The 19250-nt window shown below is 51.2% G+C and carries 25 protein-coding genes; 24 read left to right on the top strand and 1 reads right to left on the bottom strand.

Annotation, left to right across the window (positions count from 1 at the left end; translation table 11 throughout):
* Positions 1–23 precede the first annotated feature (23 nt).
* Complete coding sequence (locus EJQ19_RS07440) at positions 24–1667, top strand: stalk domain-containing protein (RefSeq protein WP_164716366.1); 1644 nt, start codon at positions 24–26, stop codon at positions 1665–1667.
* 61 nt (positions 1668–1728) lie between these two features.
* Here the strand turns inward: EJQ19_RS07440 and EJQ19_RS07435 are convergent, their stop codons facing one another.
* Complete coding sequence (locus EJQ19_RS07435; protein WP_126140571.1) at positions 1729–2583, bottom strand: polysaccharide deacetylase family protein; 855 nt, start codon at positions 2581–2583, stop codon at positions 1729–1731.
* A gap of 177 nt (positions 2584–2760) precedes the next feature.
* Here EJQ19_RS07435 and EJQ19_RS07430 point away from each other — a divergent pair, with 177 nt between their 5' ends.
* From EJQ19_RS07430 to EJQ19_RS07330, 23 genes are all read left to right on the top strand, one after another.
* Positions 2761–3087 carry a hypothetical protein gene (locus tag EJQ19_RS07430; protein WP_126140570.1) on the top strand — a complete coding sequence of 109 codons (327 nt, stop codon included), beginning with the start codon at positions 2761–2763 and terminating at the stop codon, positions 3085–3087.
* Positions 3088–3334: 247 nt separating this feature from the next.
* Positions 3335–3940 carry a genetic competence negative regulator gene (locus EJQ19_RS07425; RefSeq protein WP_126140569.1) on the top strand — a complete coding sequence of 202 codons (606 nt, stop codon included), beginning with the start codon at positions 3335–3337 and terminating at the stop codon, positions 3938–3940.
* Between the two features lie 174 nt (positions 3941–4114).
* The gene (gene prsW, locus EJQ19_RS07420) at positions 4115–4822 is read left to right on the top strand and encodes a glutamic-type intramembrane protease PrsW (RefSeq protein WP_126140568.1); all 708 of its coding nucleotides are present in this window, start codon (positions 4115–4117) and stop codon (positions 4820–4822) included.
* Between the two features lie 59 nt (positions 4823–4881).
* The gene (locus tag EJQ19_RS31745) at positions 4882–5043 is read left to right on the top strand and encodes a hypothetical protein (RefSeq protein ID WP_164716365.1); all 162 of its coding nucleotides are present in this window, start codon (positions 4882–4884) and stop codon (positions 5041–5043) included.
* Positions 5044–5154: 111 nt separating this feature from the next.
* Positions 5155–6534 (top strand): germination protein YpeB, encoded by a 1380-nt coding sequence (gene ypeB / locus EJQ19_RS07415; RefSeq protein ID WP_126140567.1) that lies wholly within the window; start codon positions 5155–5157, stop codon positions 6532–6534.
* An 85-nt stretch (positions 6535–6619) separates the two neighbouring features.
* Positions 6620–7282 carry a flagellar brake protein gene (locus EJQ19_RS07410; protein WP_338143324.1) on the top strand — a complete coding sequence of 221 codons (663 nt, stop codon included), beginning with the start codon at positions 6620–6622 and terminating at the stop codon, positions 7280–7282.
* A 65-nt stretch (positions 7283–7347) separates the two neighbouring features.
* On the top strand, positions 7348–7578 hold the full coding sequence (locus EJQ19_RS07405; protein WP_126140565.1) for a hypothetical protein: 231 nt from the start codon (positions 7348–7350) through the stop codon (positions 7576–7578).
* A gap of 150 nt (positions 7579–7728) precedes the next feature.
* A complete protein-coding gene (gene cmk / locus EJQ19_RS07400; RefSeq protein ID WP_126140564.1) occupies positions 7729–8412 on the top strand; it encodes a (d)CMP kinase in 684 nt (227 codons plus the stop codon).
* Positions 8413–8988 carry a lysophospholipid acyltransferase family protein gene (locus EJQ19_RS07395; protein WP_126140563.1) on the top strand — a complete coding sequence of 192 codons (576 nt, stop codon included), beginning with the start codon at positions 8413–8415 and terminating at the stop codon, positions 8986–8988.
* Positions 8989–9147: 159 nt separating this feature from the next.
* The gene (gene rpsA / locus EJQ19_RS07390; RefSeq protein WP_126140562.1) at positions 9148–10425 is read left to right on the top strand and encodes a 30S ribosomal protein S1; all 1278 of its coding nucleotides are present in this window, start codon (positions 9148–9150) and stop codon (positions 10423–10425) included.
* Between the two features lie 31 nt (positions 10426–10456).
* On the top strand, positions 10457–11521 hold the full coding sequence (fni, locus tag EJQ19_RS07385; protein WP_126140561.1) for a type 2 isopentenyl-diphosphate Delta-isomerase: 1065 nt from the start codon (positions 10457–10459) through the stop codon (positions 11519–11521).
* 120 nt (positions 11522–11641) lie between these two features.
* Complete coding sequence (locus tag EJQ19_RS07380; protein ID WP_126140560.1) at positions 11642–12262, top strand: YphA family membrane protein; 621 nt, start codon at positions 11642–11644, stop codon at positions 12260–12262.
* 1 nt (position 12263) lies between these two features.
* Complete coding sequence (locus EJQ19_RS07375; RefSeq protein ID WP_126140559.1) at positions 12264–13172, top strand: YIEGIA family protein; 909 nt, start codon at positions 12264–12266, stop codon at positions 13170–13172.
* 6 nt (positions 13173–13178) lie between these two features.
* The gene (locus EJQ19_RS31740) at positions 13179–13355 is read left to right on the top strand and encodes a capping complex subunit for YIEGIA (protein ID WP_164716364.1); all 177 of its coding nucleotides are present in this window, start codon (positions 13179–13181) and stop codon (positions 13353–13355) included.
* A gap of 97 nt (positions 13356–13452) precedes the next feature.
* Positions 13453–14778 (top strand): ribosome biogenesis GTPase Der, encoded by a 1326-nt coding sequence (der, locus tag EJQ19_RS07370; RefSeq protein ID WP_126140558.1) that lies wholly within the window; start codon positions 13453–13455, stop codon positions 14776–14778.
* Positions 14779–14791: 13 nt separating this feature from the next.
* Positions 14792–15394 carry a glycerol-3-phosphate 1-O-acyltransferase PlsY gene (gene plsY, locus EJQ19_RS07365; RefSeq protein WP_126140557.1) on the top strand — a complete coding sequence of 201 codons (603 nt, stop codon included), beginning with the start codon at positions 14792–14794 and terminating at the stop codon, positions 15392–15394.
* A gap of 18 nt (positions 15395–15412) precedes the next feature.
* Complete coding sequence (locus EJQ19_RS07360) at positions 15413–16456, top strand: NAD(P)H-dependent glycerol-3-phosphate dehydrogenase (protein WP_126140556.1); 1044 nt, start codon at positions 15413–15415, stop codon at positions 16454–16456.
* Between the two features lie 71 nt (positions 16457–16527).
* Positions 16528–16812, top strand: a complete 285-nt coding sequence (locus tag EJQ19_RS07355) for a stage VI sporulation protein F (RefSeq protein ID WP_126140555.1) — start codon at positions 16528–16530, stop codon at positions 16810–16812.
* A gap of 98 nt (positions 16813–16910) precedes the next feature.
* Positions 16911–17090, top strand: coding sequence for a DUF2768 family protein (locus EJQ19_RS07350; RefSeq protein ID WP_126140554.1), 180 nt, complete (start codon positions 16911–16913; stop codon positions 17088–17090).
* A gap of 17 nt (positions 17091–17107) precedes the next feature.
* On the top strand, positions 17108–17401 hold the full coding sequence (locus EJQ19_RS07345; RefSeq protein WP_126140553.1) for a 2Fe-2S iron-sulfur cluster-binding protein: 294 nt from the start codon (positions 17108–17110) through the stop codon (positions 17399–17401).
* A 27-nt stretch (positions 17402–17428) separates the two neighbouring features.
* Entirely contained in the window at positions 17429–18016 is a 588-nt protein-coding gene (locus EJQ19_RS07340; RefSeq protein WP_126140552.1) for a nucleotidyltransferase family protein, read from the top strand.
* Between the two features lie 30 nt (positions 18017–18046).
* On the top strand, positions 18047–18394 hold the full coding sequence (locus EJQ19_RS07335) for a 2Fe-2S iron-sulfur cluster-binding protein (protein ID WP_126140551.1): 348 nt from the start codon (positions 18047–18049) through the stop codon (positions 18392–18394).
* 23 nt (positions 18395–18417) lie between these two features.
* Positions 18418–19167 (top strand): hypothetical protein, encoded by a 750-nt coding sequence (locus EJQ19_RS07330; RefSeq protein WP_126140550.1) that lies wholly within the window; start codon positions 18418–18420, stop codon positions 19165–19167.
* Positions 19168–19250: the final 83 nt, after the last annotated feature.

Genomic DNA, 19250 nt, shown 5'->3' with positions numbered 1-19250 from the left:
AGGTGCTTGCCATGGGAGAGGGAATGGCATCGATAAGAAAGTTCAAATTTCAGCTGCTGCTTGTCAGCGTGATGATGGCGGTCAGTCTATTGCTTGTGGCCAAGCCGTCTTACGCGCTCAGCTATGGGTATTTGGCCTATCCGCAAGGCAATGTCGGACTGGTGCAGCCCGAGATTGGGATAAGTCTGGAACTCAGCGAAGGCATCACGCCGGAAAGCTATCAATTTTATTTGAATAATAAAGCAGTCAGTGCGCACTATGACCCCGTATCGGTCAAATTTACATATACACCGCCAGCGGACTTAGCTCCGGGCGATTACAACGCCCAGCTCGTGCTCAACTACAGCGGTTATCAGCCGGTTTCCATCAGTTGGAAGTTCACTGTTGCTATGGACGCCGTCAAGCAGACGACGACTGTGACCAAAGAGCAGGAAGAAGGGCTGCGCGCTATTAACGATTACCGGACCAAATTGGGGCTCTCCACGATAAAATGGAGCGATACGCTGGCGACTGCCGCGCAAAAGCATGCCCAGTATCTGGCCCTCAACAAGATCGACCCGATTCGGACGAGCGTCTCCCTACATGACGAGGATCCGGCGCTTCCCGGCTATATAGGCAAAACGCTTCGCGAACGGGTACAATTCATCGGCTACGCGCGCTCCAGCAGCGAGGACGTCGCGTACACCGAGTCCTCGTTGGTCGAGGCGATCGACAGTCTTTTCGATGCACCTTATCACCGTTCACCTTTCCTGGTGCCGACATTAATCGAGATCGGTCTCTATAAAGAAGGCAACTACGACGTCGTCGAGTTCGGATTCGCCGAGAATGCATCGCCGGAGCTGATCGTTTCCCCGGGTCCTAATGATGTCTACGTGCCGATTGCCTTTGACGGCCATGAGACGCCGGATCCGATTCGCATGCATAAGGACGCATCCTACCCTGTCGGATATCCCATCATGGCTGCGCTGTACGGCTCCGATATTAAGAGCGTCAGAGCGGAGCAAGCCACTTTGAAGGACGAGAAAGGCGCAACAATTCCTTTGTTAACGAACGATGCCGGCAACGACGATCATTTGGACAATGAAGTGATTTTGCTGCCTTCGAGCCCCTTAGCGCCCGACACCACCTATAAAGTGGACATTTCGCTGAAAGCGACGATGGAAAACGGTGACGAGAAAACATTCACCAAAGCCTGGTCGTTTCACACAGAACCGCTGAAAGGAATAGGCGTACGGAAACTGCATCAAAATGCGATCGAATATAAGCTGTTAATGGGCAATATGGGCATGAACCGCTCGCATACGGTTTCGATCGGATTGAATGGCAACACGTATACGCTGGATCAGATCTCGTATCCGCTCACGCAAACCCCTTCACTGATAGACGGCTCATCGTATCTATACATTCGTGATTTGGCCGCGGCGCTCGGCGCCACCGTCAGTTGGGATGATGCGGCGAAGGCAGCGATATATGTAAAAAAGGGGACAACGATCAAGTTTTTCACGACACGCGATGCCTACAGCGTGAACGGCGTTGAACATTTGACGACTACGCCGGCAAAGCTTGTGAACGAACAGACGATGATGCCGGTTCGACTTCTGTCTGAAGCGCTCGGGGCGAACGTTACGTTCGACGACACTACGAAAACGGTTCATATCGCCTACTAAAACGAGAAAAGAGACTTGCCCTGACGGCCGATACGGCTGCAGGGCGAGTCTCTTTTGCAAATTAGCGCATTTCCAGCTCGATCGCACCCGGGTCGATGAAGGAGTAGCCTTTTTCTTCAAGCTTGGTCAGCAGCTCATCCAGTGCCGATACGGTCCAAGGCAGTTCATGCATCAAAATGTTGCTGCCGCTGTGAAGCTGTTGCATGACGTTCTCAATCACTTTTTTCGGGTCGTTATTTTTATTCGTCATTTCCCAATCCAGCGAGCCGTTGGACCAGGTCATGTAGAGCATCTTTTCGGATTTGATCTTGGCTTTCAAATAATCGTTGCCGGAGCCGAATGGCGGGCGGAAGAACTGCGGCGTAACGCCGATCAGGCTTTTGACGATGGCTTGCACGTCGTCAACCTGCTTGTCGATTTTCTCATTCGTCATGTCTTTCAAATTATCGTGATCCCACGCGTGGTTGCCGATATAATTGCCGTTGTCATACACGAGCTTGACGAGCTCCGGCTTTTGCTTGATGCGGTACCCGTTCATAAAGAAGATCGCTTTCGCCTTGTGTTTATGCAAAATATCGATCAAGGACTGGTTCATCTCCAGTTCCTTCGGGCCGTCATCAAACGTCAGCAAAATGACTTTTTTGTTGCCTGCGGGATCGTTCGGCACGATGTCATAATTTTTGTTCATATGATACGTCTTCGGCACTTCGGCAGCCTCAGATGGCGTCGGCGAGGGGGAAGGCGTAGGTGTCGCCGTAGGCGTCGGGCTTGGTGTGGCTGTAGGCAGCGTCGTGGCGGTAGCCGCGGCTGTGGCCGGTGCAGGAGATACCGTGGAAGTCGTTTGAGCAGGATCGGCCGAGCAGGCAGCCAGCACAAACGTAAGCGTTAGAAGCATAATCGCTGCTTTAGATTTCATTTTTGCGTCTTCTCCTCAAATACAGTAAATAGTAACGCTCTTTATCGTACCACACTTCATGGAGAAATTCTCTGCGACTGGCTTCCCATGTTTTCCTAGCAGGTCATCGCGTATGGCTCCTCTACATCCCGCACAACCTATGAAGGATTCCTAATACGTATCATGGAGGGAGAGCCAATGAAACTAGGTACATTTTTGCTCGGCGGAATTGCCGGCGCTGCTGCCGTCGTGTATTTGAACCGGAAAAGCAAATCCATGCTGTTTTCCGCATTCAGCTCATCCAACAATTCGATGGGCAGGATGATGGACAAAGTGGATAAAGCGAAGGATTCCTTTATGAGCAAGTCTCATGAAGCCAACAGTGCGAAGGCGTTTAATTCTGCGCCGCCGGCTTCCGGCGGACTCGATCAAGTGGAAAAAATCGTGAAAGACGATGCCCATTTAAAATCGACTGTCAACGAAATTTTGAATGAAAACAAGATGAACAGCACGGCTTTTCAATAAGGTTGCTCTAAGCCCAGCAGTCCGGCTGTTCGCACAGCCGGCTGTATTTTTTAGTTTATACATAACTTGCACGTGCATTTGCCAGCAATTAGTGATAACATGATAGGTAACAAGGAGGAAGAAGGGATGCCCGTCCATTTCTGACTTCTTGGTTCACATTTTCATCTTACCGACATATTCTGTTAATAAGATGACCATGCTTTCGATGCATGCTTTCCCGCTGGAAAGCTCAAAGGAGGATCCTATCATGAAAATAGAACGCTTAAGTCAGGATAAGATACGGATTTTCCTAACATTCGATGACTTAACTGAACGCGGAATTCAAAAGGACGATATGTGGAGAGAAATTCCGAAAGTGCACGATTTATTCAGCGAAATGATGGATCAAGCTTATTCCGAGCTCGGATTTGACCCGTCCGGCCCGCTTGCGGTAGAAGTGTTTGCGCTTCCTGCCCAAGGAATGGTTGTTATTGTGACCAGAGGAAAGCTTGATTTGTATGCGAGCTCCGACGCGTACGACGATCAGGAAGCGGAAGAAGTGTACGAAATGGAAGTGACGCTTGAGCAAAGCGATCTGATTTCATATGCGTTCAAAGATTTTGAAGATCTGCTGCGTGTTTCCAAAGTAATCAATCCCCTTTTGATGGAGGGCGGGACCCTTTATTCCTACAAAGGGAAATATATTTTACAGCTCGAGCCGGTTGAGCTTGAAGAAACCAAATATCAGGCGCTGATTGCGGTCCTGTCTGAATTTGGGGAAGCGGCTTCCGTCACGCAAGCTGTACTAGAGGAATATGGCAAAACGATTATTGCGGATGACGCCGTCAAAGTGCTTTGCCGCCATTTCAAATAAGTACGATCTTTTTAATCCAGAATGGAACAAGCATCTGTCAAAAACGTCCGTTTTTGCAGGTGCTTGTTTCTGTTTCCAGCAATCCGGATGATAAAGCTTCAGTCAAATGCATAGCAAAGTGGGAAGCGAACGTTTATAATAGGGATACATCTGTCAACAAAGGGGGAAGGGCTGATGCATATAATGCCAATTGTCTTGGCAGCCGTAGCCCCGGGACTCGCACTGCTCTCGTATTTTTACTTGAAAGACCGCTATGCGCCGGAACCGATTCACCTGGTGATTCGCATGTTTGTTTTCGGCGTGCTGCTTGTTTATCCGACCATGGTTCTCCAGCAGGCGCTAATCCAAGAATTTGGCGAAGGCACGCTAGTTTCGTCCTTTTTCTTATCCGGCGGCGTTGAGGAGTTTTTGAAATGGCTGATCCTGTACCACATTATTTTACGGCATGAAGCCTTTGACGAACCTTATGACGGGATCGTGTACGCCGTTGCGGTCAGTCTTGGTTTTGCAACGCTCGAGAATATCATTTACGCGTTCCTGAACGCTTCTTCATTTTCTGCCTTATTGATGAGGGCGCTTTTGCCGGTTTCCGGTCATGCACTGTTTGGTGTAATGATGGGCTATTACATGGGCAAGGCCAAGTTTTCGCCAAATCACAGATACCGGTATCTGTGGTTTTCCATGCTGCTGCCGATGCTTTGGCATGGCGGCTTTGACTACATTTTGCTCGTGTTCAAGACCAGTTGGGTCTGGGTCATGCTCCCGTTTATGGCGCTTCTCTGGATTCGATCCTTGTGGAGGGTGAACCGGGCCAATTCGTATTCGCCGCTTCACACTGTAACGGTGGACGAGAAGATTAAGATGAACGAAATTGGGTCATAATGACACTTGAGAGGTAAATCCTGTCAATCAATTCGCAGGCTGCCGGAAAGGTGGAATTTATGACGACGCTGTCACCCCGTGTAAAAGTGAAGATTCGCTGCCGCATGTGCGGAGAGAAATTTGTGCTGCGCGGCAAAAGAGAAAAAGACAAAATCGAAACCGGTTTTCGGCAATGCATTTGCAGCAACGAGCACGATTTTGAAATTGAGACGGACGTGTAGCAAGAGGCTATTCTTTCAGAATAGACCTCTTTTTTTGTCTCCTTTTCTGCATAATCCTGTCTCCCCGCGCAAAAACTAAGCGCAAGATTAGGGTTGGAAAGGAGCAGCAGTGTGTATAAAAGACTAAGTATCGTCATGTTTCCATTTTTGGTTATTGCTCTGATCGGGGCGTGCGTCTGGGGGTATCTGGAGCACCAGGAGAAGAACACCATTCTAATTAAAGCCGAGAACCAGTACCAGCGGGCTTTTCACGATCTCTCCTTTCACATGGATAAATTACATACGGAGCTCGGCAATACGCTGGCGGTGAACGAGACGTCCTCCTCCTCTTACCGGAAGGGACTGGTCAACGTCTGGCGCCTGACCAGCCAGGCGCAGAGCGATATTACCCAGCTGCCGCTGATGCTTCTGCCTTTTAACAAAACCGAGGACTTTCTGGCGAACATGGCGAATTTCTCGTACAAAATGTCCGTGCGGGATATGACCAAACAGCCGTTGACGCAGGACGAAGTCAAAACGCTGAACACGCTTTATAACCATTCGTCGGAGATTACACAACAAATTCGCGGTGTTCAAGAGAAAGTAATCGCGAACAATCTTCGCTGGATGGATGTGGAGTCGGCCCTCGCTTCTGAGAATGAGGTGCACGATAATGCGATCATCGACGGTTTTACCATTGTGGACAAAAAGGTTGGCGCCTACGACGAGCTGAATTGGGGAACATCAGGTGTGACGGTGTTTTCCAAGCATGATGTGAAAATGCTCTCCGGTAACGAGATGACGGCCGATCAGATTAAGCAAAAAGCGATCCAGTTCCTCGGTGTCCCCGATTCACCTAGCATCAAAGTCGTTCAAAACGGCGGTAACGCCCCGGAGCATCAAAGTTATAGCGTCGTCGTGCCAAGTCCGGATAAAGCGCAAGCGGATATTCAACTCGATTTTACGAAAAAGGGCGGTCATCTCGTGTACTTCATGAAGTCGCGCGACGTGCCGACGGCGAAATTCAACTTGCGTCAAGCGCGCGACGTGGCGAACGAGTTTTTGGACCAGCACGAGTATAAGAATATGAGCGCGGTCAGCTACGACCAGTATCAGAACCTGGCAACGATTCATTTTGCAAAACGTGAAAAAGATGTGACGATCTATCCGGAGCAGCTCACCGTGAAGGTGGCGCTGGATAACCTGGAAGTGATGGGCTTGCAAGCGACGGAGTACATCTATAGTCAGAAAAAACGCGAGATCGGCCAACCGAAAATGACGGCGGATGAAGCGCGAAAACAACTTAGCGCCAATATGAAAGTGTCGGGTCAGACGCTGGCCGTGATTAAAAATGATTTGGATGAAGAAGTGCTGTGCTACGAATTCATCGGCACAATGAATAAGAACATTTACCGTATCTTTATTAATGCGGATATGGGCCTTGAGGAAAAAATTGAAACGATCCGGCAGGAGCAAGCTCAGGCCGCGCAGGATCAGAAAAAGTCGATGTAAAGAAGCGGGGGGATGCCCCTGCTTCTTTTTTTAGTGCGAGTCGAAGTCCGCTCGTGATATAATCGAGTCATATTATGTCGCGGGGGTGCGAATTTTGCTGCCTAATGTCAACCAGATTTTACATATGCAAATGAATTCCATTGATGATGAAGAAGCCAAAGTGGAATATAAAGCGAGAATTACCGATGTGACAGCTGAATCCATTCTGATCGAAGTTCCGATCAACGAGAAGACGGGCCGATTGAAGAAGCTGTTCCAGGGCGATGAAATCAGCGCGTTTTACTTGTCGCAAGACGGGGTCAAGCACTACTTCTCAACGGTTGTGACCTCTTTCCGCGAGGATGTGATCCGTCAGGTGGAGCTTCGCAAGCCGGAGCCAGATGCGATTACGCAAGTGCAGCGCCGCAATTTCTTGCGGGTGTTGGCCGAGCTGGAGATTGCGGTAAAAGTGTCCGAGCAGCTCCAATTTATTGGCATTACCGAAGATGTCGGAGGCGGCGGGATTTCCTTTATCTGTGAAGGAAATATCCCCGTCGGGCTCGGCGCCAGTGTGTCCTGTTGGCTGCTTGCTCCGTTCAAAAACGGCTTGATCGAGCACATCCCATTCGTTGGTGAGGTCGTGCGCGTGAAGGCGCTAGAGACCGGCAAGCAGCTTGTAATGGTGCGTTTCTCGGACATCGCGGATCGCGAGCGGCAAAAGCTGATTCGCTTCTGCTTCGAGCGGCAGATGGATTTCCGCAAGCGCTAAGGTTTGACGCTTCACGGGAAGGGTATACTGCTATGCATAATGACGATGCTGGCAGGTGAAGAGCAATGTCGCAAGATGCGGATGAGAAGTCGAAAACGTACGAGCGGATGTTTGTGCAATTCTCGGCAAAGGTCGAGAAGGTGATCATTCGAACTGCAATCGCTTGTTTGGCGCTGCTGATTCTCGTGCAGGCGCTGCTGCAAAATACATACATCAGAAGACATGTGACCCGCGTAGACCCGTTGGAAGGGCAGCCTTATTTGCCCGCGCCGGCCCCTTCCAGGAAGGAACCTTAAGGGGCGGCACTCCTTCATGGGCCAAACCCAGGTTTTGCATATAGACGGGTAGTGTGGTATAATTTTTAAGGAACTAGCAGGCAAGTGCCTGCTTTTTTTACTTAAGTTTGTAAGCAGGTAGTCTGCAATTCGTTAGGGAGGAACAGCAGCTTGGATAAGTTCAATATTGCCATAGATGGTCCAGCTGGAGCCGGTAAGAGCACCATCGCGAGGCTAGTCGCCGGAGCGCTTGGTTTTGTTTACGTGGATACAGGGGCCATGTATCGGGCAGTAACGTGGAAAGTGCAGCATGAGGGGCTGTTACCCGAGCAAGAAGATGAAGTAGCCAAGCTTGTGAATCGGATGGACATCAAGTTGATTCCGGGCGAAGGCGGGCAACAGGTATTTGTGGACGGCACCGATGTGACGAAAGAAATTCGTTCGGCGGCTGTGACGACCCACGTTTCCCTGATCGCAAGCTATGCGGCCGTGCGCCAATCGCTTGTCGCGCTGCAGCAGCAGATGACGAAGTCCAAAGGCGTTGTCATGGACGGCCGGGACATCGGTACGCACGTCATACCGGATGCCGAAATTAAGGTATTCTTAACCGCAAGCGTATCGAAGCGGGCGGAGCGCCGGTTTAAGGAGCTGCAGGAAAGCGGTACTGGCACCATGACGTTGAGCGAGTTGGAGCAGGATATTGCGCGCCGGGACCAACTGGATGAAGCCAGAGAAATTTCGCCGCTGCGCCGTGCCCATGACGCTGTGTTGATGGACAGCACTTCCATGACGATCGAAGAAGTTGTCGAGGAAATCCTTGGACTTTGCAAGGACAAAGTCGGAGGTGGCAAATAAGTGCTTTACCGCATCGGAAGATTCTTGTTTCGTCTGTTTTTCGGCTTGTTTTTTCGATTGCGTGCAATCGGTGTGGAGAATGTTCCTGCACAGGGCGCAGTCGTGCTGTGCGGTAATCATACAAGCTTGCTGGATCCTCCTATTTTAGGTACGCCGCTTCGGCGGATGGTACATTTTATGGCCAAGGCCGAGCTGTTCGATATTCCTCTGTTCGGAACTTTGATTACGAAAGTCGGCGCTTTCCCTGTGAAGCGCGGCGGCGTTAGCCGAGAATCGATCCGATTGGCTGTACAATTGCTTAAAGACGGCAATATGCTTGGCGTATTCCCTGAAGGCAGCCGCAGTAATGCGGGCGGCATGGGGAAGAAAGGCGCGGCTAGCCTAGCGCTGAAAGCCGGAGCAGCGGTCGTGCCAGTTGCGATTATCGGCAACTACAGCATTTTTCGCCGGATGACGATCGTATATGGCAAACCGCTTGATTTGAGCGCGTATGCCGGGGCAAGCTCGGAAGATTTGGAACAGGCGACGGACGTCATTATGAAAGAGATTCGTCGTTTACATGCCAGTTACAAGTAACAGGTACGGGGATGTATGGAATCGAGCCCTTGGAATTATACTATCCATATAACGTTAGGAACGTCCCATTGTTTGAAACAGAGTAGATGTCTTCCATTTGCTTTGTGACTTATAAATTCTTTTATTTAAGTTTTGGTAGTCAATTGAGGAGGGTAATCCATGTCAGAAGAAGTAAAAGTTCAAGATCAAACGCAAGAATCTCAAGAGGCGGTTTCTCAAGCAGATGCCGAGCAAGCGCTGAACAACGTGCCTGTACTGAAAAGAGGCGCAACGGTTAAAGGTAAAATCGTGAAAGTGGACGCCGATCAGGCTTTGGTTGACATCGGTTATAAATATGATGGCGTTATCGCGGTTCGCGAGTTGGCTTCCGCTGAGCTTGGACAAGAAGTGGAACTGAAAGTAGTTTCGATCAACGACGCGAAAGAAACGCTTGTTCTTTCTGCGAAAAAGGTTGTCGACAACTCCAAAGCGTGGGAAACGCTGCAAGGCCAACTGGACAGCAAAGAAATTATTGAAGCGGCTGTTACAGAAGTGGTTAAAGGCGGTCTGGTCGTGGACATCGGTGTTCGCGGTTTCGTGCCGGCTTCCATGGTTGAACGTCAATTCGTCGAAGATTTCTCCGACTATAAAGGCCGTACATTGCGTCTTCGCGTGAAAGAAATCGACCGCGAGAAAAACAAAGTTATCCTTTCCCAAAAAGATGTGTTGGATGAAGAATACGAAGCAAACAAAAAGAAAATCATCGAAGGTCTCTCCGTTGGTCAAGTACTCGACGGAACGGTTCAACGTCTGACGCAATTCGGCGCATTTGTTGACATCGGCGGCATCGACGGTCTGGTACATATTTCCGAGTTGGCATGGCATCATGTAGCTCAGGCGTCCGACGTTGTCAAAGAAGGCGACAAAGTCAAAGTACAAGTGCTGAAGCTGGATCCTGCCAACGATAAGATCTCTTTGAGCATTAAAGCTACGCAAGAAGGTCCTTGGGCGCGCGTTGAGCGTGAGTTCAACAGCGGAGACATCGTTACAGGAACGGTTAAACGCTTGGCGGCTTTCGGGGCATTCGTTGAAATTGCTCCTGGCATTGAAGGCTTGGTGCATATTTCTCAAATCGCGCACCGTCACATCGGCACACCTCATGAAGTGCTGAAAGAAGGCCAAGAAGTTCAAGTGAAAATCTTGGAAATCAATGCTGGCGAGAAACGCGTAAGCCTGAGCATCAAAGAAACGGAAGAGGCCCCAGAAGCTCCTGCAGCACCGGCGGCTTCCGCGAAACCGGAAAGAGAAAGACAACCGAGAGGCGATCGTGATCGCGGGAACAGCGCGAGCCACCAAAAAGAAATCGCCGGCAACGAAAACGTATCGCTTAACAACCAAGGTATGTCTTTGACACTTGGCGAGCGTTTCGGCGACAAATTGTCCAAATTCAAAAACTAATCGGATTCCTATTGCTGAGGAGGACATCGATATGCGCATCTCACGCAAAATGGAGCATGTCCATTACGCGCTGGAGCTTGGTCAATCCCGCCGGCAAGGCTTAGCGGACATCAAGCTTGTGCATAACTGTCTCCCCGAGTCATCTATGGATTCCATCGCATTAGCTACGACAATCGGCGATCTCGTTATGAGATCGCCGATTTTAATTAATGCGATGACCGGCGGGGCTCATGAGACAGCACGCATTAATCGGGAACTGGCCATTCTCGCTCGGGAAAAAGGGCTTCCGATGGCTGTCGGTTCCCAAATGTCGGCCATCAAGAATAGCGAAGTTGCGTCGAGCTATCAGGTTGTGAGGCAGGAAAACCCGAACGGCGTTATTTTCGGAAATTTGGGAAGCGAGGCGACTGTCGAACAAGCGCTTCGGGCGGTCGATATGATCGAAGCTAACGCTTTGCAGATTCATTTGAATGTGATGCAGGAACTGATCATGCCGGAGGGCGATCGCAGTTTTGAAGGTATGTTGAGAAGGATTGAAGCGATTGTTCGTCATGTGTCCGTTCCTGTTATCGTCAAGGAAGTCGGGTTCGGCATATCACGCGACAACGCTAAGCAGTTGCAGGAGATCGGCGTTCGTATCGTGGACGTTGGAGGCTATGGGGGCACGAACTTCGCTGCCATCGAAAATGCTAGACGGCCGGCCGCTTCGGCACTGGAGTGGCTGAACGATTGGGGGACGCCGACCAGTATGAGCTTATTGGAGACGCTGTCCGTGTATCCGCGCGGAGCCGTTATTGCCTCCGGCGGGATTACGAACGCATTGGAAGCCGTGAAGGCATTAGCCCTTGGGGCTTCGGCGGTGGGCATGGCAGGCGTCTTTCTAGGCGTTCTACAGAAGGAAGGCACGGAGGCGCTTCATCGGTTGGCTGATGACCTGCATCAAGGACTCATACTCATTATGACCGCATTAGGCGCAAGCACGGTCGAAGCTTTAAGCGACTGTCCCGTCGTGATTGGCGGGGAAACCGCCGGATGGTGCGAAGCGCGAGGGATCGATATATCCCCATATGCCAGACGTGGAAATCGGAGTAAATAAACAATTTCTTGCCATACTAAGGATCAGTAAGGGCTTCCTTCCGAAGTGGAACGAAGCCTGAAGATCCGAGGGAGCGGAGAGAGCGGACTGTGCCGCTTCCGGAGGTAGGGTGGTTGGATTATGAATTCCGGTTATTTGTCGTTCATTTTAATGAGCATCACGTTGATCTTGTTGGCCAGCGGCTGGAAAACGCTGTATGTCGGCGGTGTTTCTCATCAACGCTTGCTTCTTTTTTTTGCCTCATGGATCGTTAGCGCAAGATTAACCGTGACGGTGGAGAATGTCCATGTCAGGCTGGTGTATGCGCTGATTGCAGCCTTGAGCTTCCTCATTTTATATAGGACGCAAGGAATTGTTCACAAAGTGCATCTGCTCTCCATTGGATTATTGCTAGGTTCTTTACATTTTTTGCTGCAGCAGCTCCTGGAAATGGACCCGATTCTGATTATCCGTAACCCGGCATGGGAATCGGCTGCCATCATTGCGGTCGTTGCCGTCGCGGTGCAGCGAAATTGCTGGGAGCAATTCGCTGCCATTTCATTGGGTTATGTGATCGGTGATCTGTACCAGGCAGGCATTCGCGAGATCGACGGGTATCACCGATTAGGCTACGCAGCCTTTCAGGATCAATGGTGGTTGTCCATATTCCTTGCGCGCACACTTACGATTGTACTGCAAGCGGCTTATACGGGCTGCAGATCCTTATTACGTAGTCTATTTGAACGAAACGGAGGCAGATAGCATGATGGATTGGTTTCTTGCGCACCGGTATACCGTTGGGATTGTCATTGGCGTTGTGCTGGGGATAGCGGCGAGATTAAATATGCTGCGGACGGATTATCGGCAGTATCCGACCTATCCGCATGGGAAAATCATTCATATTTCTCTTGGTGTTATCGCGGCCGGTTTGGGTGCTGTAGCCGTACCGGCACTGCTGGAGAAAAACTATACGGCTGTGACGTTCCTTACCCTTGCGGCGCAGCAGTTCCGCGATGTACGCAATATGGAGCGTCAAAGTTTGAGCAAGGTTGATGAGCAAGAGCTCGTCCCCAGAGGTGCTACCTATATCGAGGGCATCGCCATGGTGTTTGAAGGGCGCAACTATCTCGTCATTTTGACGGCATTCTTGGCATCGCTGTTCAGCATTGTGTTCCCTTGGTACTGGGGAATTGCCGCAGGCGCAGCTTCGATCCTGGTGTCGAATCATTTTAAATCCGGCAGCAATCTGGCGGAAGTGGCCGACATCGAGCCTGTACCTATTCGGCTTGAGGGGCCTGACGTTTATGTTGGACCTGTATATATAATGAATGTCGGTCTGGAAGACAGCCGCCAGAAAATCATGCAGCACGGTCAAGGCTTTCTCCTGAAGCCGAAAAACCGCAACGCCCGCGTCACCTTGTCGCATGTCGGCCAGCGGCAGGCGATTATGCACGACATCTCTACGCTCTTTGGCGCGTATCGCGATGAAGGAGAGCCGTCCCTGCGGCAAATGGCGAAGCTCGACATGGACTCGGGAACGGTTGGTCTTCTTCTGCTGCTGCAGGAAAAAGATGAAGCGAAAACGCTTACGGCGCTGCATCGCATTCCCGTGCTGGAAAGCGCTGTGCGTATGCCGTCCGAAGCTGGCGTTAATGCAAGGAAAGGAAGCTGAAGCCCTATGGCACAGATTATGGCGATCGTGACGATGGAGAAGGATCGGGTAGGAGGCGGGGCGCCGATTTTCGTCGTAGATAAGGAAGAGGAACTTCAGCGGCTCTCCTTTCTGCTTGAGAAAACGCTCGATGCCAACGCTCACGATTTGAAAAACGGTACAATGATTCTGGTGAAACACTGATTTTACCAAAAGTGATTAGCCAAGTCGTTCCTTTTTTGTTATGATGTAAGTTGCGTAATTTTCCATGACTGCATGGAAGTCGAAGGAGTGAAGGAAATTGGCTAGACCTGTACTTGCTATAGTAGGCCGACCGAATGTCGGCAAATCCACCATTTTCAATCGAATCGTAGGGGATCGGCTTGCGATTGTAGAAGATAAACCAGGGGTGACTCGCGATCGTCTTTACGGCGTTGGCGAATGGTTAGATACATCCTTCTCCGTCATCGATACCGGTGGTATTGAAATTGAGGGAGAAGACGCGATTATGAAATCCGTGCGCGTTCAAGCGGAACTTGCGATTGAAGAAGCGGACGTCATTGTGTTCATGGTCGACGCCAAGGCAGGCGTTACTCCATCGGACGAAGAGGTCGCCCAACTGTTGTTCCGATCGAAGAAACCTGTTGTCCTCGCCGTGAACAAAGTGGATAATTTGGCACGTCAGGACGATATTTATGAGTTCTATTCCTTGGGCTTCGGAGATCCGGTCGCGATTTCGGGCTCGCATGGCATCGGCATCGGCGACTTGCTTGAAGCAGTATGCCATCTGTTCCCGGACAAAAAGGACGAGGAGTATGGCGACGAGGTCATCAAGTTCGCGTTGATTGGCCGTCCGAACGTCGGCAAATCGTCCATGACCAATGCGATTCTTGGCGAGGAACGCGTCATTGTCAGCGAGGTGGCGGGCACGACGCGCGATGCGATTGATACGCCGTTTGAACGCGACGGACAGAAGTTCGTCATCATCGATACGGCTGGCATGCGCAAGCGCGGCAAAGTGTATGAGAATACGGAAAAGTACAGCGTAATGCGCGCCATGAAGGCCATTGAGCGCGCAGACGTCATCCTGGTTGTTATCGACGGCAAAGACGGCATCATTGATCAGGACAAGCATATTGCCGGCTATGCGCACGAAGCAGGAAAAGCTGTCATCATCGTTGTTAACAAATGGGATATTGTGGAAAAAGACGATAAAACGATGCAGCAGTTCACCCAAACGATCCGCGATCATTTCTTGTTCCTCAGCTATGCGCCGGTCGTATTCGTCTCGGCCAAGACGACGCAGCGCCTGCACAAGCTGCTGCCGGTTATTATTCAGGTGGCGGAGAATCATGCGCTTCGCGTGCAAACGCATTTGCTGAACGATGTCATCTCCGATGCGGTTGCTTTTACGCCGCCGCCAACGGATAAAGGCAAGCGCCTGCGAATCAATTACGCGACGCAAGTTGCCGTGAAGCCGCCGGTGTTCGTGCTGTTCGTGAACGAGCCGGAGCTCATGCATTTCTCATACGAGCGTTATCTCGATAACAAAATTCGCGCTGCCTTCGGCTTCGAAGGGACGCCGATTCGTATTTTGAGTCGCAGAAAATCATCGGATAAAGAATAGGAGCTGTTGCACAATGCTATCCATCCTTGCCATTGTTGCAAGTTATTTGCTGGGTTCCGTCAGTTTTAGTTACTTATTTGGCAAATGGTTCAAAGGCATCGATATTCGCAAGCACGGGAGCGGCAACGCAGGCGCGACCAATACGCTACGTGTGCTTGGCAAAGGGCCGGCGATACTGGTGCTCCTTTTGGACGGCTTTAAGGGCGTCGCCGCAGTGCTGCTCGGCGTATGGGCCGCATCGGGGCCGGATCATATATGGATCCGCGTCCTCTGCGGTCTCGCAGCGATTATCGGCCATAACTGGCCGGTGTATTTCGGGTTCCGGGGAGGCAAAGGGATTGCGACAACGATCGGCGTAATGGCGACCTTGGCGTTCCTTCCGACCCTGATTGCCGGCATCACGGCGATTGTAATTATTGCAGTCACTCGATTCGTCTCGCTCGGTTCCCTCATTCTTACAGCTCTTTTACCTTTCTTGCTCTGGGGAATGGACCGGCCGATACCAATCGTGTGGATTAGCATTCTGCTTTGCGTGTTTGCCTTCATTCGTCACCGTACGAATATTGTCAAGCTGATTCAGGGGAAAGAGAACAAGCTGGGTCAGAAAAGAGCTTAATGCGTCAGGAGGAAACCTATGTTAAAGAAAGTTTCGGTTCTTGTAGCGGGAAGCTGGGGGACGGCGCTTGCTTCCGTCTTGGCGGAGAACGGACGGCATGTGCTGCTCTGGGCTCGGAGCGAAGAGCAAGTGCAGGAAATTAACGATAAACATACGAATCATCGTTACGTCAAAGACGTAGTACTGTCGCCGCTTATCAAGGCGACCTCTTCGTTGCAGGAAGCCGTGGAGGATGCCGACGCGGTCATCATGGTTGTGCCTTCTTCGGGCATGCGGGACGTAGCTTCGCAGATTCGCCCGTTTCTCAAAGCGGACGCGCTGCTGATTCACGCGACGAAAGGGTTTGAGGCGGGCTCGCTCAAACGCATGAGCGAAGTGATGGCGGAGGAACTGCCGGAGTGCGATCCGACACGTTTTGTCGTGCTGTCCGGACCGAGTCATGCGGAGGAAGTCGTGCTGAAGCGGCCGACGACCGTCGTCGTGGCGGCACAGGATTTGCAGGCTGCGGAGGCTGCGCAGGACCTGTTCATTAACGGGTATTTCCGTGTGTACACGAATGCGGATGTCACCGGTGTCGAGGTCGCCGGCGCGCTGAAAAATATTATCGGGCTCGGCGCCGGCCTCACCGACGGCCTGAACTTTGGGGACAACGCCAAAGCGGCGCTCGTCACGCGAGGCCTCGCGGAAATCGCGCGCCTTGGCACCGCGATGGGCGCGAATCCGCTGACGTTTGCGGGCCTGGCGGGGATTGGCGACCTCATCGCCACTTGCACAAGCAAACATAGCCGCAACTGGCGGGCGGGCAACCAGATCGCGCAGGGTATCCCGCTGAGCCAAGTGCTTAACGATATGGGCATGGTCGTTGAAGGTGTAAAAACAACGAAAGCGGCATATGAACTGGCGAATCGTTTTGAGGTGGAGATGCCGATCACCCGAGAATTACATAACGTGCTTTTTGAGGATAAATCACCGCGGCTGGCGGCGATGGATCTGATGGGCCGCGTGCGCACGCATGAAATGGAAGAACTTCCGAGCGACACGCTCACAAATGGATGGAAGTAGCCTACACCAGATCTTCTCCGCATTCATACTATACCTTATAAGTGGTTGTCATTTATAGGGAGGCGGATGAAGTGGCGAATAAGGACTTGTCGAAAGACGTTCTCAATGTGGTGAAGAAAAAAACGGGGAAATCCGTGACCTCGAAGGATATTGAAAGATTGGCGAGCGGCGTGAAGCCGTCGACGATGCAGAGCGAGACGCAATTGCGTCAATTAATCAAGCAAGTGTCGGGCCTCGTCAATGTCAAAGTATCCGAAGAAACGGTGAACGATATTGTGCAGGCTGTGAAGAGCAGCAAGCTCGATACGAACAACATGCAGCAATTGATGAACATGATGCTCGGCAAGAACAAGTAAGCATAAGGGAAGCTAGCTTCCCTTATGCTTTTTTTCTTGTTGTGTGCTATACTTACAGGTGATCTATTTTTACAATGGTTACATAAGGAGTTAAGACGATGTCAAGTATGGACAAAATGTGGGCCTCGTTAGTGGCCATGGGACTCATGGTGGTCGCCTGCGTGCTCATTACTTACGCAAGAACGAGAACAACCGGCGTATGGCGCGGGATTTTATCTTTTATCGCCTTTATTCTGTTCGTTCCGATTATAATCCTAATGCTGCTGTCGATGTTCTAGCGGGAGGGATAAGCGAAATGTTGGTATTGAAGACGCGCAAAGGTCAGAAGGAAGTTGCGGTTGATACGGGCCTGACCCTGCTTGACCATGCGCTGAAGGAAAATGTGGAATGGGGCTTCTCCTGTACGCGAGGAACCTGTGCGCGCTGCCGCTGCTATGTGGCGGAAGGCCGTGAGCTGCTGGCGTTGCCGACGGAAGCAGAGGAGGATCGGCTGGAGCCCGAAGAGCTTGAACAGGGCTTTCGATTGGCGTGCCAATGCGTTGTGAGACAAGAGGGGAACATTTCCGTGACCCATAAACCTTATTTTTAAAAAGATAGTTTGAAAGGTGTGGGCATTGTGGATTTGCTGGAGCCTATTCTCCCTGCGATCTCGGTCATTTGTACAAGGCTGCAGCGCGATCATGGCCTGCCATGGTTAATCGGGGGAAGCTGCGGGCTGCTGATGCAGCATGTGGATATCGGCAGACGTCCAAGAGACTTGGACATTTATATCGATGAGGCAGCCGTTATGCCGGTGCACGAGCGTTTAAAGGCGTTTGCAACGGATACGCCTTGCTTCAACGAGTCGCCGATCTACGCCTCCAAGCTAAGCCATTATGCGATTGAAGGCACGGCTGTTGAAGTGGTCGGCGATTTTCAAGTGAAGGCGCTGTCTTCGCGCTATCAGGTGGAAGTTTCGTACTTGGCCGGGCATCTCGCGCGGCGAATCCAGCTCAGCGGCGTAGAGATCGGCCTTATGCCTCTCGCACATGAGCTGCTCTTTAATGTGCTGCGCGAACGTCCGGACCGCTATGAGCCTATCGCGAAGTCGATGATGGCAGAACCGGAGAAACATCGGCCTGCGTTGGACGCGCTGCTGCAAAGGAATGCGTGGAGCCACGAATTTATGGAACATTTGGAGCGAGTGTTGGGGGCGAAGGTGTAGCCATCGGCACTTTGCGGAGAAGGTGAACGAATGAAAGAGACAGAGGTGCACTTCTTACCCGACGACAAGCGTATCAGCGTGAGAGCTGGAACGACGCTGTTGGATGCGGGGCGCAGAGCTCGCGTAAATATTCGGACGCGCTGCGACGGCAAGGCCGCTTGCTTGATGTGCAAGGTTCAGGTGCACGATCAAAGCGGCCTCGCACCGATGAATGTGAACGAGCGGCTGAAGCTCGGCACGCTGGCGGACGACGGAACGCGTCTGGCGTGCCAGGCGCGCGTGATCGGTCCCGTACAGGCCATCGTACCGGAAGACCCGCTGAAAGCGGCCATACGTGCGCAGCTTGCGCGGCAAGCGATGGATGACGACCTATTTTAACAAGAAAAAGTAAGGATGGACGCATGTTGAAAAGGAGATTAAGCAGAAAATGGCCTGGGCTCGTTCTGACTTTGCTGGTCATGCTCGCGATAAGCGGGTGTATGTACCCGCAGGAGCTTCGCAAAGAGAACCAGATCAATCCCGGTGAATTTATAACGGTGGTTCAGCAGGCGATCGATACGTATCATAGCAAAACCGGCGTGCTTCCGATCAAAAACAGCGAGATGAATACGCCTTTATATGAAAAATATGTCATTGATTTCGGCAAGCTGCAAAAATCAAATCTACTAAGCACGGTGCCGGCCAATAGCTTTGAGAGCGGCGGTATTTTCATGTATGTGCTGGTGGATCCCGAGACGAAGCCGACAGTGAAGCTTATGGATCTATCGGCCTACCAAAGCGTCGACGACGTGCAGCAGAAGATGAACGATTACATCGTGAAGCACGGCGGCAATCAACCCGAGGGCGTTGCGATCAACGAGTTGTTCAATTACGTAGATGTGACGAAGCTCGGTCTGAAGGCGAAAGAGATCAAGTCTGTCTACAATCGGAAAAACCTTATCTCGTATATCGTCAATAAACAGACGGGCGAGGTGTCCATCGACTATGCCATGGATATTAACCAGGCAGTGCAAAGCGGCAGCTTGGCGAATACATTGAAGCCCGATGAAGATTTGCGCCATATTTTGGTAGAACAATCCTATTTTGTGCCGATTCGCAGCACGGCGTACGTCTGGAAGAACAACCAGCCGATGCCGATGGCGCAGCCTTAAATGAAGATAGAGAACCTTCTATGCTCCTTCTGGAGCAGGAAGGTTTTTTTCTTGCGGGGAGAATAACGGTTCTGCGACAATCA

The sequence above is a fragment of the Paenibacillus whitsoniae genome, assembly GCF_003955665.1.
Lineage (GTDB): Bacteria > Bacillota > Bacilli > Paenibacillales > NBRC-103111 > Paenibacillus_E > Paenibacillus_E whitsoniae.
This window is presented reverse-complemented; position numbering and strand designations above follow the sequence as displayed.